Annotated in this window: 17 protein-coding genes; 6 read left to right on the forward strand and 11 right to left on the reverse strand. The window is 50.0% G+C overall.

What is annotated here, in order from left to right:
• Positions 1–63: 63 nt before the first annotated feature.
• Positions 64–654: a DNA endonuclease SmrA gene (smrA, locus tag JFC11_RS13155; RefSeq protein WP_095602930.1), complete on the reverse strand. Its 591-nt coding sequence runs from the start codon at positions 652–654 to the stop codon at positions 64–66.
• 121 nt (positions 655–775) lie between these two features.
• Here smrA and JFC11_RS13160 point away from each other — a divergent pair, with 121 nt between their 5' ends.
• The 3 genes from JFC11_RS13160 to JFC11_RS13170 are packed head-to-tail and all read left to right on the forward strand — an operon-like array spanning position 776 to position 2,309.
• Positions 776–1,246 carry a gamma-glutamylcyclotransferase family protein gene (locus JFC11_RS13160; protein WP_198349723.1) on the forward strand — a complete coding sequence of 157 codons (471 nt, stop codon included), beginning with the start codon at positions 776–778 and terminating at the stop codon, positions 1,244–1,246.
• 47 nt (positions 1,247–1,293) lie between these two features.
• Positions 1,294–1,920: an NAD(P)H:quinone oxidoreductase gene (gene wrbA, locus JFC11_RS13165; RefSeq protein WP_038484219.1), complete on the forward strand. Its 627-nt coding sequence runs from the start codon at positions 1,294–1,296 to the stop codon at positions 1,918–1,920.
• Positions 1,917–2,309, forward strand: coding sequence for a DUF2069 domain-containing protein (locus tag JFC11_RS13170; protein WP_038484216.1), 393 nt, complete (start codon positions 1,917–1,919; stop codon positions 2,307–2,309). The genes wrbA and JFC11_RS13170 overlap by 4 nt, the downstream gene beginning before the upstream one ends.
• Before the next feature lie 30 nt (positions 2,310–2,339).
• On the opposite strand, the gene JFC11_RS13175 is transcribed toward JFC11_RS13170, so the two are convergent.
• A complete protein-coding gene (locus JFC11_RS13175; RefSeq protein ID WP_198349724.1) occupies positions 2,340–3,032 on the reverse strand; it encodes a cytochrome b/b6 domain-containing protein in 693 nt (230 codons plus the stop codon).
• A gap of 237 nt (positions 3,033–3,269) precedes the next feature.
• Here JFC11_RS13175 and pdxH point away from each other — a divergent pair, with 237 nt between their 5' ends.
• The gene (gene pdxH, locus JFC11_RS13180) at positions 3,270–3,914 is read left to right on the forward strand and encodes a pyridoxamine 5'-phosphate oxidase (RefSeq protein WP_038484211.1); all 645 of its coding nucleotides are present in this window, start codon (positions 3,270–3,272) and stop codon (positions 3,912–3,914) included.
• Positions 3,915–4,030: 116 nt separating this feature from the next.
• On the opposite strand, the gene JFC11_RS13185 is transcribed toward pdxH, so the two are convergent.
• Complete coding sequence (locus JFC11_RS13185; protein ID WP_198349725.1) at positions 4,031–6,778, reverse strand: bifunctional acetate--CoA ligase family protein/GNAT family N-acetyltransferase; 2,748 nt, start codon at positions 6,776–6,778, stop codon at positions 4,031–4,033.
• A gap of 106 nt (positions 6,779–6,884) precedes the next feature.
• Between JFC11_RS13185 and JFC11_RS13190 the strand changes: the two genes are divergently transcribed.
• The gene (locus JFC11_RS13190; RefSeq protein WP_038484205.1) at positions 6,885–7,826 is read left to right on the forward strand and encodes a histone deacetylase family protein; all 942 of its coding nucleotides are present in this window, start codon (positions 6,885–6,887) and stop codon (positions 7,824–7,826) included.
• A gap of 103 nt (positions 7,827–7,929) precedes the next feature.
• Positions 7,930–8,562: a helix-turn-helix domain-containing protein gene (locus JFC11_RS13195; protein WP_038484202.1), complete on the forward strand. Its 633-nt coding sequence runs from the start codon at positions 7,930–7,932 to the stop codon at positions 8,560–8,562.
• Between the two features lie 41 nt (positions 8,563–8,603).
• Here the strand turns inward: JFC11_RS13195 and JFC11_RS13200 are convergent, their stop codons facing one another.
• The 8 genes from JFC11_RS13200 to JFC11_RS13235 form a co-directional block, all read right to left on the reverse strand.
• A complete protein-coding gene (locus JFC11_RS13200) occupies positions 8,604–8,954 on the reverse strand; it encodes a TusE/DsrC/DsvC family sulfur relay protein (protein ID WP_120386957.1) in 351 nt (116 codons plus the stop codon).
• 2 nt (positions 8,955–8,956) lie between these two features.
• Entirely contained in the window at positions 8,957–9,244 is a 288-nt protein-coding gene (gene tusB / locus JFC11_RS13205; RefSeq protein WP_038484196.1) for a sulfurtransferase complex subunit TusB, read from the reverse strand.
• A 36-nt stretch (positions 9,245–9,280) separates the two neighbouring features.
• Positions 9,281–9,646, reverse strand: coding sequence for a sulfurtransferase complex subunit TusC (tusC, locus tag JFC11_RS13210; RefSeq protein WP_038484193.1), 366 nt, complete (start codon positions 9,644–9,646; stop codon positions 9,281–9,283).
• A gap of 53 nt (positions 9,647–9,699) precedes the next feature.
• Positions 9,700–10,089 carry a sulfurtransferase complex subunit TusD gene (tusD, locus tag JFC11_RS13215; protein WP_198349726.1) on the reverse strand — a complete coding sequence of 130 codons (390 nt, stop codon included), beginning with the start codon at positions 10,087–10,089 and terminating at the stop codon, positions 9,700–9,702.
• An 81-nt stretch (positions 10,090–10,170) separates the two neighbouring features.
• The gene (locus JFC11_RS13220) at positions 10,171–10,851 is read right to left on the reverse strand and encodes a Bax inhibitor-1/YccA family protein (RefSeq protein WP_038484188.1); all 681 of its coding nucleotides are present in this window, start codon (positions 10,849–10,851) and stop codon (positions 10,171–10,173) included.
• A gap of 221 nt (positions 10,852–11,072) precedes the next feature.
• Positions 11,073–11,249: a hypothetical protein gene (locus tag JFC11_RS13225; protein ID WP_167457121.1), complete on the reverse strand. Its 177-nt coding sequence runs from the start codon at positions 11,247–11,249 to the stop codon at positions 11,073–11,075.
• Positions 11,250–11,364: 115 nt separating this feature from the next.
• The gene (locus JFC11_RS13230; protein WP_198349727.1) at positions 11,365–12,369 is read right to left on the reverse strand and encodes an aldo/keto reductase; all 1,005 of its coding nucleotides are present in this window, start codon (positions 12,367–12,369) and stop codon (positions 11,365–11,367) included.
• A gap of 22 nt (positions 12,370–12,391) precedes the next feature.
• Entirely contained in the window at positions 12,392–13,453 is a 1,062-nt protein-coding gene (locus JFC11_RS13235; protein WP_198349728.1) for a hydrolase, read from the reverse strand.
• Positions 13,454–13,614: the final 161 nt, after the last annotated feature.

The raw sequence follows: 13,614 nt of genomic DNA on the forward strand, positions 1-13,614 counted from the left end.
CGGCTGCCCTTTTGCTTGATAAACAATTACTTGATAAACAATTACTTGATAAACAATGGCAGGCTATCCGCGGCGTTTTTGCTGGCGCTCACGGTTGTTAGCTTTGGCACGGTCACTTTTACGTAGCATGACCCAGGTGGCGCCAAGGCCGCCTTCGGAAGGCTGCGCAGAAACATAAGCTTGCACTTCGTCGAACTGAGCAAGCCATTTAGCCAGATAGGAACGCAGGACATTCGCAGGACTATCTATTTCTCGACCTCTCCCATGCACAATGAGCACAGAGCGAAGGTCGTGGAGGTAAGCTTCTTGAATAAACGGGAACAGCATTCTACGGCACTCTGCCAACGGCCGTCGTAGCAGATGTAGTTGGGCCTGAACACTGTAACCACCATGCTTCAGTTTATCGACCACACCTTGCTGAATACCCTCACGGCGGTATTCAATCGGATCAAAGGGCGGCAACAAGTCGACAAAATCATCAGATAAGAAATTACGCTCTTCCAGACGCTGCTCAGCACTTTCACGACGAGCAAGCTGGGCCTCTGTAGGCCGCTGGCGCTGGGTACCTGTATCTGCGCGGTTATGCTTGGGTAACGGCTTTACATCGCCGACCAACGCACTGAAATCCATCTCATCACGAAGTGATTGATTCATAACAGGCTCCTCTGACAGGGTCTAATGCCCTTATCCTAGCAAACCCGCCGACATTGCTTAAGACTTGTTTTCATTAACATCTAACGCCACGCTGATAGCCAACATTATCAAAGGAGTGGGCATGGTTTGGTTAAAACGTTTGATCGCGTGTAGCGCAGCACTACTAATCGGTGCTGCAGGTTGGCTTTGGCTGACAATGCTGAGCCCGTGGTTTTACGAGCGCCCCTCCCACTTGCCAGTCATTGAAGAACGCACCCACAGTGTCTTCGTCTATGGCACGCTGCGCTATCTCCCTGTGCGCTGGGTGGTGATGGGAAGTTCAGGCAACCCACAACCAGCACGTCTTGAAGGCTTTAAAAAAGAAGGCCTGGACTTGACTCCCGATACCCATAGCCATGTAGAAGGGTTACGGTTAGAAGTCACTGCGGATCAGCTACTGCGCTTGGATCGTTATGAGCGCCTAGGTATTCGCTATGAGCGGGTCAAACAAACGCTAACGGACGGTTCAACCGCATGGGTTTATCTACGTCTGCCCACGCTTAGCCAATTGCTTAACTCATCTCCTGTACAATCGGTAGCTCTGGTACCATAAGCAGACAACGCAGTGCCCTCTTTACGTCGTTATTTCTAGGATACCTCATGAGTGATTCCACGCCGTTTGTTTTAATTCTTTACTATTCGCGCTCAGGAGCCACTGCGGATATGGCAAGGCAAATTGCAGCAGGTGTCGAAAGCATTACGGGGATTGAAGCGCGGTTGCGCACCGTTCCCCCTGTCTCCACAACCTGTGAAGCCGTTGATCCCGAAATTCCAGCAGAGGGAGCAGTTTATGCAGACCTCGAGGATTTGCGCCACTGCAGCGCGTTGGCATTGGGTAGCCCTACGCGTTTTGGCAATATGGCTGCGCCGCTTAAGTATTTTCTAGATACGACCAGTAGCCTATGGATGAATGGCGCGTTGATTGATAAACCTGCCTGTGCGTTCACATCCACTTCCAGCCTCCACGGTGGCCAGGAAAGCACGCTTCTCAGCATGCTAATTCCGTTACTGCATCACGGCATGGTCTACGCCGGCATCCCCTATAATGAAACCGCCCTGCTTAGCACCCAAACCGGTGGCACCCCCTACGGGGCTAGTCATGTTGCCGGTGTGCGAAGTGACCGTTCTGTCGACGAGCACGAGCGTGCACTGTGTCTTGCTCAAGGCAAGCGGTTGGCTAGGCTTGCGCGAGCGCTGCATAAAATGCGCCAGGAGGAAGCGGCATGAGGCAGTGGTTAGAAGGTCTCGAGACTCGCCATGGACTCGATAAGCTCACACAGCAAGCAAGGCAGTTAGTACTCGTCAGCTTTGTCATTCTGCTGCTGCTAGTTATCTATCGTGGCTTTTTTATTCAGGGTGATACCTTTAACTGGCGTCCTGTTGTCGCATTTGTACTGCCACTCTTACTATTCCTACCCTCTATCATTGGTCAGCGAGCCAGAGGCCATGCTTGGTTAGCATTTGTCAGCCTACTGTACTTTACTCAAGGCACTATGCTGGCAACCCTACCCGGCCAAGGGGTTCGCGGTGTGCTGGAAGCTGTTACATCACTGGCACTATTTACTGGCTGTATGGCGTACGCACGTTTTCGCAGTCGTCAACAGCGCCAGGAGTAAGCTTAGATAACGCTCTGTTTGCTATAAATATCAGTAAGGATAAAACCACAACCAGCCACAAACGCCCGCCGCAACTAAAAAAGCACCTAGCGCAAACAGGCGATGCTTAGTTCGGTGGGCAGGTTTTATATCAATCGGTTCACTGTTGAAATGTTTGATTCCCGTCACCATCGCAGCGACTAAATTTTCTCCCTGCAGAGCATGCACAATGATGCCCGCAACATGGATGCCTATCAGGATAAGCAGCACATCACTATTGAGTGAATGCAAACTGGCTAGCTCGCCACTTATGTCTCGGCCCAGCAAACCGTAAAGTGGACCCTGGAAGAAGATATCGTCACTCAAAAACAGTCCACTCACTGCCTGAAAACTCAGTGAGAGTAACAAAAGGACCACCATCCACCCCCCCAGGGGGTTGTGGCTCGCGTAGCGGGGGGCACGTCGCTTCAGCAGCGCATTTGCATAAATTGCCGTATCTTTTGGACCATAGATAAACGCACTAAAGCGAGCATAGGCAGGACCTGAGACGCCCCATATCACGCGAAATATCAATAAACCAATAATGAGGTAGCCTGCTTGGGCATGAGCCTCAATCGGAAACAAAAACGGTGCGCCATTGGTTTTTGCGGTGTAAAACGAAATGATCACCGCTGCCAGCAGACACCAATGGAATAAGCGTACAAAGACGTCCCAAACGGCCAGCTGTTTTCTTTCATCCTGCATTACGTTGCCCTTTATCTTCTATTCATACATTTTCTCATTTCTTCAATGTTTCTGATATAACGCATTACAGAGCACAGTCGACGCGTTATACAATCAAGCAACTTTGCATTACCCGTAACGCCATCAACTTCTCGGCTGGGCTTCTAAATAGAGCTTGTCAGCAAAGCTTAGAGACAGGGCTTGAGCTTTACCGAAAGACCAGCGACCATGAACAAAATTTAAAGGGAGCAGTATTCAATGACACGCAATATAGCTGATATTAGGCGCGATTATGAAGGTGGCCGCCTTGATGAAGCCCAAGCCCCCGACAATCCCTTTGTGCTGTTTGATGAGTGGTTTAGCCTAGCGCTGGAAACAGAAGGACAAGACGGTAACGCAATGACCCTTGCTACGGTAGACAGTCAGGGGCGCCCCCATGCCCGTGTCGTTCTGCTCAAGGGGTTTGACGAGCAAGGTATGGTGTTCTTTACCAACTACCATAGCCACAAAGGTAGCGAGCTGAGCAACGTACCTTTTGCCGCCATCACCTTTTGGTGGCCCTCGCTGTCACGGCAAGTTCGCATCGAAGGTCCCGTAGAACAAGTGGCACAAGAAGAGTCTGATGAATACTTCTCAAGCCGGCCTCGTGGTAGCCAGCTGGGTGCCTGGATTGCTACCCAAAGCGTTGTGATCCCTGATCGTAATTGGATTGAAGAGCGGCAAAAACGCTTTGAACAAGCCTACGAAGGACAAGATATTCCGCGTCCGAATCACTGGGGCGGCTATCGAGTTAATCCTGAAATGATTGAGTTCTGGCAGGGGCAACCCAGTCGTCTTCACGACCGCCTACGCTTTGAACGGCGTGACGGCGGCGATTGGAGTCGCTTCCGCTTAGCTCCTTAATTAAGAAATCTATTAATTTAGTGGTTTCTTAATTTAGACACTGTTTTCACTCGATTTACCCATCCCATGAATAAGCCTGCCTCTTTTGAGGCAGGCTTATTTGGGTCAGCAATAGCTTAGTCAGGCTGGCTCTCCAACCGGTGACGCTGCCATTCGCTTTCAGGCTCGTTCAACCTGAGCACGGCATCAATCACCTGCTCTTCCATGTTGTAGCGACATCTAAAGCCCAAGTGCTTCATCAAGGCGCGCATGGGATGGTTATCTACCATAATTTTGCCGATCATTTCGAGCGTGCCAATGTTGGTGCAGTAATCGATCATCTTTTTCATTAGCAGGCTACCAATACCCAGCCCCTGCAAGTCGTCACGGATAATGACCGAAAATTCCGTGCGAATATTATCGGGATCATTCCATACCCGAACGACACCCAACATCTCCTTACTCCCGTCATCGTGCTGATGTTCGGCAATAAAGGCCATCTGTCGGTCGTAGTTGATATGCGACAGAATCGACAAATCACGCTGGGTTAGGTTGGATTTATTATGGAAATAACGAAAACGAATGCTCTCCTCTGATAACTGTCGGTGGAACGTCGTAATCAGAGGGGCATCTTCCGCGCGGATGGGGCGAACCTCTACCCGCCATCCATTTGTCAGCGTTACCCATTCACGTAGCTCTTCAGGGTAAGGCATGATGGCAAAACGCGCAGGCGGGCCTAAGTCCATGGCAAAATCCACTGCTAACATCCCATCACGGTTCAGCAGCAAAGGATTGAGTTCGAGCCCCCTCAAGTCGCCCAAGTCAGAAGCCATTTGGGATAGCTTGACCAACAGTTGGCAGAGCCGCTGGATATCTCGTTCGGGGTCGGCCGAATGCTCGCGAATCAATGAAGCCGCATGGGTTCTACCCACCACGTCAGCGGCCAAACTCATGTTTAGCGGTGGTAGCGCAATCTGACGATCCGCTAGCACGTTCACTTTATAGCCACCTATCCCGAAAACAATCAGCGGACCGAACACAGGATCACGAGTGATCCCGGCACAGATCTGCATTGAGTGTTTACCACGCTGCATTGGCTGCAAACAGTATTCGCGAATAGCATATTCGGGGAATTTCTCGCGCACCTTATCGCCTAGCTGACGGATCCCTGCGGCCACTTGCTCCGGCGTTTCTAAATCTTGCAGTAGACCCGCGGATATTTTATGGGGGTGTTTACGGTAGCGATAAGGGCGGCAATTGCCCTCGTGAATGACTTTTAGCGCCTTAGGACCTGGAAAATGATCTGCCATCGCTAAGGCATCTTCCGGATTAGCCAAATAGACACTAGGTGCGGCAGGAATGCCATAGGCTTCTAGCACTTGAGCTGTTTCTGAATGGGTCAACGTTTGCCGCCCCTCCGCTTTGGCATTTTTAATCAGCGCGCGACACTCCGCACGAATCTCTGCGCTGGTGGAAAAAGGTAAGCTAGGCGGAATTTCATGCAGCAGCGCCTGAACACGCTGATAGTCCACCATATGCATAAATGCTTTCACTGCCTTTTCCGGCGATGTATAGGTGGGGATACCCGCCAAATTGCACACATGCCTAGCATTCAGGGCTTCTTTCAGCCCCATCCAACTCGTCAGCAAGTTACGTTTAAATGTTTTTCGATGATCAATCAGCGCCTGAGCGGTGGCCAATGAGGGCGCTAAACGAGTAGGCGCGTGAACCACCAGTACGGCATCCACATTTGGATCGGCAGTGACAATTTTTAACGCTTCTACAAAACGCTCTGGCGTCGCGTTGCCGCCTAAATCCACTGGGTTCTCACCGGGTTTGCTCATATCTACCTGGCTTTTATGCAGCACACGCTGGGTCTCTTCGCTAAACTCCGCCAGTTTACCGCCCGCACTTATCAGTTTATCGATCGCCAGCATGGCGGGCCCTAAGCCATTAGACACAATAGCCAATCGGTCGCCGCGAAGCGGCTTCATGCGCGATAAGGTTTCAAGCGCATCCAGCAATTCATCATAATCATTGACACGAACAACGCCCGCTCGAGCGAAAGCCGCGTCAAACACCACATCACGATTAGCAATACCTGGTGTGGGAGCCATACCCGAAATATCAGACTGTGGCGTTCGCCCACTCTTGATGGCGACTACCAAGCGGTTACGCGATGCATCACGTACGGAGGTCATAAAGTGCTGAGCATCCATCACGCGCTCAAGGTGTAGCAGAATCGCTTGCGCTGGAGAAAACTGATTCACATAATCAATCAAATCTGGCAGTAGCACATCAACACTGTCACCTACCGTGATCAAGTGTGAAAAGCCAACATCGCGACCTGCAGCCCAATCGATCATGGCATTTGCCAACATGCCCGATTGCCCTAAATAGGCCACCTTGCCTGCTTGAACTGGCTGACTGGCATAGGAAGCATTCAGTTTCTTCCCAGGCACAATCAGCCCCATGCACTCGGGCCCTAGCACCCGGATACCCGACTCTATCGCCGACTGCAACATACGTTGCCGGATTGAGCCTTTGTTGCCCGTCTCACGATCAAGGTAGGCACCACCGGAAAGCACCAAAGCAGCTTTAACACCAAACTGCCCAAGTTTTTTGATAAGACTAGGAACACCATCGATTGGGGAACAGATAACCGCTAAATCAGGGATTTCTGGCAGTTCATTCACGGTACGGACGCAATCCACGCCGAAGACTGTGTCATATCCTTTCAGATTGACCGCCCATATTTTCCCCCTAAAACCGCCCTCTTGGAGGTTACTGAGCACTAAACCACCCAACGAGGCTGGCTTTTCAGAGGCACCGAACACGGCCACTGTGCGCGGTTCGAAAAAATGATGCAAAAAACGTGTGCTCACGAATGCGTCTCCCCTGAAATTAATAACCACTGTGTACGACTTATTGACACTGTCGCGCAAGCCCCTGAGACGATTAAGGTGGCGATATTGTCTTCGGAGCGCTTGCATGATTACTGCCTACCTTACTCACCCAGACTGCGCATTGCACCATATGGGGCCTGAGCACCCTGAAAGCCCTCAACGGCTTGAAGCGATTCGTGCACGCCTATCTCTAGCAGGCCTTCTTCAACAAACCATGCAGGCGGACGCCAAAGAGGCGTGTGACGAGGCGTTAGCAAGAGTGCACCCAACAAGGCACCTTAATGCGTTAGAGAAGTGCCTGCCGAAAGAAGGCATCGTTACACTCGATAGCGACACAATGATGAACCCCGATAGCCTAAAAGCGGCGAGAGTGGCCGCAGGAGCCGTCATTCGCGGAGTTGATCAAGTCTTTAAGCGCCAAGCTGACAACGTATTTTGCGCAGTACGGCCACCAGGGCATCATGCAGAAGCGGCTGATGCGATGGGGTTTTGTTTCTATAACAACATTGCCGTCGGTGCGGCCCATGCAAAAGCAAAATATGGTGCTAAACGTATCGCAATACTCGATTTTGATGTCCATCAATGCAACGGCACGATTGATATCTTCAAAAATGATCCAGAGGTACTGGTGTGCACGAGTTTCCAGTATCCGTTTTACCCATGGCGTTATTTACGCAGTGAATGGCAGAATGTGGTCAATACGCCGCTGGAAGTAGGCACTGATAGTAAAGAGTTTAGACGCATTATCGAACGACAATGGCTTCCCGCTCTCCATGCGTTCAAACCAGACTTAGTCATGCTTTCTGCAGGCTTTGATGCTCATCGCGACGACCCTATGGGAGACATCTGTTTAGAAGATGAGGACTTTTATTGGATAACCCACTTAGCAATGGAGATTGCAGCCCTCTATGCAGAAAACCGGGTAGTTTCAGTACTTGAGGGGGGATATAACCCGAAAACCCTCGCTAGCGGAGCAGAAGCTCACTTAAAAGCGCTATTGGGTTTGCCCTTTACGGATGTTCCATGACGTATGCCAATCACTATTGAGAAACCGTCATGCGACGGCGACCTTGATACAGAGCGTCTGTGATAACATGCGGTTTTATTGACGTTTACTCACCTGGCTTTTTATGACCGCTACTACTGAAGAGCATGCTGCGCTGCGCATAGCCTCTGGGCGAAAGCCCTTTGTCGAACCTTTACGCCTGGGGGAACGTTTAAAACAGATTCGCCTTGCTAACCAGTGGACATTGGAAGACGTCAGCCAGCGCACAGGCTTAGCACGCTCAACGCTCTCCAAGATCGAAAATGACCAAGTGTCGCCTACGTTCAGTGTGGTTCAAAAACTTATTACCGGCCTGAACATCGACCTGCCCCAGCTATTTACGCCGCCGAAGCGTGAGCGCTATACCATGGGGCGTAGAGATCTTACCCGTAAGGGCAAGGGCCAAGTGCACCCTACCCCTACCTACGAGCATGAGCTGCTAGGGCATCAGCTTGCTCAAAAGCGCATGATTCCCTTCAAGACCATTGTTAGAGCACGCAGTTTTGATGAGTATCATCAGTGGGTTCGACACGACGGTGAAGAATTTCTGATGATTTTAGAAGGCGATATTTTGTTATACACAGAATTTTATGCGCCACTCATGCTCGCCGAAGGCGATAGTATTTATTTTGATAGCGACATGGGGCATGCCCTTGTTTCTACCAGCCCAGAAGATGCGGTCGTGCTTTCTGTTTGCACACGGGGCGACTCGGTCTAACGCCAAGATTTCGTATTGCTCAAAATAACCGCAAAAAATAGCTATAAACAGTTTGTGGGCTTAGGAAGGCCAGCGATGCGAGCAATACGCTTTGGTGGACTCCCCGGAAACAGCGTCATTAAATAAATCGAATTCCCCTTTTCATCACCCAGCGCCTGTTTTGCGGCTTTCACTAAGGGCCGCATTGCGGGTGCCATTTCATATCGACCATAAAAATCGCGCACCAGCTGAATAATTTCCCAGTGTTTTTCTGTGAGAGTTAACCCTTCATCCTCAGCGAGTAACTGAGCAACCTCATCGCTCCACTGATCCTGCTTAACTAGATATCCCTCAGGATCTAGTTGAATCTTTTGTGATAAATCAAGATAACGGTATAAACTTTGATTACTCATATTCAATACCAGGAAATGATCTTTTCATTTTGCTCGGTCAACCTAATAAAGCCATCCATCTCTATCAAAGGCAGCCCATGGCTTGTGGCAACAGAGTGAACCCCTCTCGAAATAGCATCTTCAGCTAGCAAAAAAATCGACGCTGTATTGGCTGCCCAGCCTTGCCATTCAGGATAGAGCGCAGCCTGCACGCCGTCTTCTATCAGCACAACAGAATCGCCATTGCTGAGTGCGTTAAGCATTTGCACAGCAGCATCGCTATGGGGAGGTTTATTCAGAATATGCAGCATAGTTATTGGCTACTCTGCTAAAAATTGAGCGCAAAATTAAAAATTAAGAACATAATTATAACGCTGGAATAGGTCTGGCACGTCTGAAGGCGAGACTAGGGTAACTCCCTCAACCAGCTGATCAGTGGCTATATTGAAGGCTTGTAGAGTCTCGGTAGGGACTAATATGTTTTCTATATCGTACATTTCTAACATATTAATTGTCGGTAGCGTGGCTTTTTGGCCAGGCGCGCCAACCTGTTGCTCTTTGAGTAACGCGAATATCCCCTGCCCTAAAAACAGCAGATCAACAGCTTGCCCAAAGGCAGCAGACACTAGCGCAACATCCAGCCCTTCCCGCAACTCATTTGAGCTATAGGGCGCATGTCGTATAACGATAAGTCGCTCATTTGCTTCAGCCATCTTAGTCCTACCTATCTACTCTGGTCGCCCTGTTTTCAGCCCTGTTCTCACTACTAAGCAAACGTAATCAAACGATCACAGCGCTGCTGTAGCTCAAGCAGTTGTCCTAGCCCCGTTAATTCAAAGGGTGGCTCAAGATTGAAGTTCACTTTCCCGTGCCGCTTTGCCTCTGCTTCACTCACCACGCCACGGCGTAACGCCGCCGCGATGCATACATCTAATGCGACCCCGTGCTGATGATGCAGGTCAACCCAAGCATCTCGCATATTGAGCTCATCCTGTGGAGGAGACATTAGTCGGGAGGCATTATGAACGCCATCTTGATAGAAAAAAACGCCCTTGATGTGGTGTCCTTCATTTAGCACTGCTTGGGCAAATCGCAGCGCGGAATGAGGGGCTGTACTACTATACGGCGCCCCCATGACCAATAAGCCATACTCCATCGGATTATCTCGATACAGTCCGCCCTAAAAAAAACAGACCCTAGCAAGTAGGGTCTGTCGCGATAGTACTGCAGGGGTTGATCAATCGTTGCTCATAATGCCTAAAATCGAGAGCAGACTGATGAACAGGTTATAAATGGAAACATAAAGCGTAATAGTTGCGAGGATGTAGTTGGTCTCTCCCGCCCGGTGAACAATTTCACTGGTTTGGTAGAGGATCGCAGCTGATGCAAACAGCACAAAACCAGCGGAAACCATCAATGAAAGCGCAGGAATATTGAAGATCAGCCCAGCTACCATGGCCAAAATCAACACAATGGCACCAGCCATTAGGAAATTACCTAAAAAGCTGAAGTCTTTCTTGGTGGTTAATGCAACCGCAGAAAGGCCAATAAACGTCAAGCCAGTCATTGCCAATGCATTCATTATCAAAGCGCCACCGTTAGGCAACGTAAGATAGGCGGAAATGATTGGGCCAAGCGTAAAGCCCATAAATCCGGTGAATGCAAAAGTCGCCAGCAGACCAGCTGCTGAATTGGCCGTTTTGTGAACCAGGAACATCAGCCCGTATGCACCGATAAAGAACACAAAAATGTTCATTTGTTGGATGCCCATTGCGACAGAGGCACCAGCGGTGACTGCAGAGAATAGCAATGTCATGGCCAATAGCGCGTAGGTGTTACGCAGAACTTTATTAGCGCTAACACTACTTACTTCGCTGCGCGTTTGCGCTCTCGCCGTGTTCGAATCGTTAAAAGCCATTTATCTATGCTCCCTAATGGTAATACTAACAACGGACAAGAATGCCGTTACCAAGTTCCAGACGCAAGTATTTGTCTTCCACGCAAACAACTGCTTTTTAAGGCACTTGCTCCTCCAGCGTTGACTATGCTTAACATTCCACACCACTTTGGACATAGAAATGCGCTATAAAATTCCCCTGACCGTGCCACATTTGGCGTGATTATCTTCGCCTCTTCTGCTTACAGCTTCACTGCTGGCGGTGAAACGTTATCGTCGTCTTCTTCCTTGTGAGGTAAATGCTGCATTGTCGCTGCTTGACGCGCATCCTGAGCGTTATAGAGACGTGCATCGATCACGTTCAGCACCGCCAACTGTGCAAATAGCACGGCAAAACAAATAATCAGACCTTTTAACATGGCAGTGCTCCTTGGTGGGCTAACAACATCGTCGTTGGTAGCGAATAATAGTCCTAGGCGGAAAGAAAGCAACGGTGTTTGGTAAAATCACCATTTGCCCTATCAATTTACTCTATTAATCCGCAAATTCTTCAGTGTCAATATCGGCTTGTTGCGCATCGCTATAACGAGCGCCAGCGACTTGGCTCGGCAACAGCATACCGTTGAGCTGAGTCACTGTTGCGTCATCCAGTACGACCGTTTCAGCGCGTAAGTTCTCGCGTATATGCGTCACTGAGCAGGAACCAGGAATAGGCACAATATGATGGCCCTGGGCGTTTAACCAAGCTAGCGCCAGCTGTGCGAGTGAGATCTCAAGACGCCTAGCCATTGTTTTAACGTCATCCAACAAAGCTATATTGTGAGGTAAATTGTCTTTACTAAAGCGAGGCATTCCGGCGCGCATATCCCCTGTCGAAAACTGGGTAATTTCTTCCACTGCCCCCGTCAGAAAACCACGCCCAAGTGGACTGAACGCCACTAAGGCGGCACCGAGCTCCGCACATACATCCTTCAGAGCAATGTCGGGATTACGTGTCCAGAGTGAGTATTCTGACTGTACTGCTGCGACTGGATATTCCGCATTACCTCTACTAAGTGTTTCTGCCGATACCTCAGATAAACCAACCGCACCAATTTTACCCTCTTCCACTAGTCGGCCCAGCGCCCCAACACTCTCTTCAATAGGAACACTGCGATCTAGGCGATGCAGGTAGTAAATATCCAAATAATCCGTTTTCAGTCGTGACAGACTCTCTTCACACTGGCGACGCAATGTGCCGGGGCGACCATCGATAATGCGCTTCCCTGTTTCAGCATCCAATGCCATTCCACACTTGCTGGCGAGAAACAGCTGGTGCCTTTTTGTTTTTAAAGCGAGCCCCAACAACCGCTCATTTGCTGTTCCACCATAGAGCGTCGCCGTATCAAAATGGCGGTATCCCATCTCAAAGGCTTCTTCCAATACCCGAAGCGCCTCTGTTTCTGGCACATACTGCCCATAGCCATGGGAAAGATTCATGCATCCCAAGCCAATACGAGGAGACGAGACACCGTTTAATCGGTCAAAGAACACGGACATAGCAACCTCTGGGTGATTGACGTTAATTGGATAGTAGTGCGCTAGTGTTATGCGTTTTACCCTGGCTACAAACCTGCGACTGTAGCCAGTCAGGCAATCGGTGTTCAAGATAATAACGCGGCCGCCACGGAGGCCCCTCTATAAAGCCCACATGGCCACCCGAGGCATGAAGCTCCAGGGTGACATTGCTTGGCAAAGTTTCCGCATTAGGAACGCTCTGTGGGTAGATAAAAGGGTCATCTAGCGCATGCACAATAAGCGTTGGAATACGAAGGTGCTCCACGAAGAAAGCACTGCTGCAGCGATGGTAATAGTCATCAGCACTTTCAAAGCCATGCAGTGGCGCAGTAACGCGGCCATCGAAGTCCCAAAACGTCTTCATACCTTGTAATGTTTCAAGCGCCGCTAAACGCGCCAGTTCTTCCCTTCGCCCTTGGCGTAAAAACACCTGCTGTTTATGTTCAACATACTGGCGCAAGTCTCGCAGGAAACGGGCCTGGTAAATTCTGGAGAAGCCTTTACTTATTCGGTCTGCGCAGTGGTCTAGCCGAAACGGTACCGATACTGCTACCGCCGCCTGCAACGGAGTATTGCCACCCTCTTCACCCAAATACTTGAGCAACACATTGCCACCCAATGAGTAACCTATCGCGGCAAACAATTTGTATGGATAGCGTAACGTTAGTTGCTGAACCACATCCGCTAAGTCCTCACTCGCGCCAGAGTGATATCCCCTGGCACGATGGTTTGGCTCACCAGAGCAGCCACGCCAATTGACAGCCACGCTCTGCCAACCGCGCGCCGCTAACGCTTGTTGTTGCCCTAGTATATACAGTGAAGAAGAACTGCCAGTTAGGCCATGAAGCAGCAGTACACAATTCGCCGACTCACCCTCAGGCCCATACCAATCCACATCGATAAAATCACCATCTTGAAGCCTCATTCGCTCCCGCCGGCGTTGTAATTGGGGCGATGTCCGCCGTAGCGGGCTATAGAGCGTTTGCAAATGTCCACCTGGCAGCCAGCGCGAAGGTCGAAATGGAGGCAGAGGTGAAGACGGTAGTGAAGACCGTATTGAAGACATGGAGGAAAAGCGCCAGCAAAAAAACAGCTGAATAGCTTAGCAAAATTTGTAAGCAGATTTGATTATGGCAGAAATATCGCCTGGGGCTCGCCTAAAGCAGAAGCCACTTGTGTGCAGCGTTCTCATAGATGCGACAATACGCCATGCATCATTAGATACTT

It is taken from the genome of Vreelandella alkaliphila (assembly GCF_016107625.1).
In the GTDB taxonomy this organism is placed as follows: domain Bacteria; phylum Pseudomonadota; class Gammaproteobacteria; order Pseudomonadales; family Halomonadaceae; genus Vreelandella; species Vreelandella alkaliphila.

Coding starts and splice junctions, on each gene's coding strand:
- smrA (WP_095602930.1), bottom strand. CDS start 654: ATGAATCAATCACTTCGTGATGAGATGGATTTCAGTGCGTTGGTCGGC.
- JFC11_RS13160 (WP_198349723.1), top strand. CDS start 776: ATGGTTTGGTTAAAACGTTTGATCGCGTGTAGCGCAGCACTACTAATC.
- wrbA (WP_038484219.1), top strand. CDS start 1,294: ATGAGTGATTCCACGCCGTTTGTTTTAATTCTTTACTATTCGCGCTCA.
- JFC11_RS13170 (WP_038484216.1), top strand. CDS start 1,917: ATGAGGCAGTGGTTAGAAGGTCTCGAGACTCGCCATGGACTCGATAAG.
- JFC11_RS13175 (WP_198349724.1), bottom strand. CDS start 3,032: ATGCAGGATGAAAGAAAACAGCTGGCCGTTTGGGACGTCTTTGTACGC.
- pdxH (WP_038484211.1), top strand. CDS start 3,270: ATGACACGCAATATAGCTGATATTAGGCGCGATTATGAAGGTGGCCGC.
- JFC11_RS13190 (WP_038484205.1), top strand. CDS start 6,885: ATGATTACTGCCTACCTTACTCACCCAGACTGCGCATTGCACCATATG.
- JFC11_RS13195 (WP_038484202.1), top strand. CDS start 7,930: ATGACCGCTACTACTGAAGAGCATGCTGCGCTGCGCATAGCCTCTGGG.
- JFC11_RS13200 (WP_120386957.1), bottom strand. CDS start 8,954: ATGAGTAATCAAAGTTTATACCGTTATCTTGATTTATCACAAAAGATT.
- tusB (WP_038484196.1), bottom strand. CDS start 9,244: ATGCTGCATATTCTGAATAAACCTCCCCATAGCGATGCTGCTGTGCAA.
- tusC (WP_038484193.1), bottom strand. CDS start 9,646: ATGGCTGAAGCAAATGAGCGACTTATCGTTATACGACATGCGCCCTAT.
- tusD (WP_198349726.1), bottom strand. CDS start 10,089: ATGGAGTATGGCTTATTGGTCATGGGGGCGCCGTATAGTAGTACAGCC.
- JFC11_RS13220 (WP_038484188.1), bottom strand. CDS start 10,851: ATGGCTTTTAACGATTCGAACACGGCGAGAGCGCAAACGCGCAGCGAA.
- JFC11_RS13225 (WP_167457121.1), bottom strand. CDS start 11,249: ATGTTAAAAGGTCTGATTATTTGTTTTGCCGTGCTATTTGCACAGTTG.
- JFC11_RS13230 (WP_198349727.1), bottom strand. CDS start 12,369: ATGTCCGTGTTCTTTGACCGATTAAACGGTGTCTCGTCTCCTCGTATT.
- JFC11_RS13235 (WP_198349728.1), bottom strand. CDS start 13,453: ATGTCTTCAATACGGTCTTCACTACCGTCTTCACCTCTGCCTCCATTT.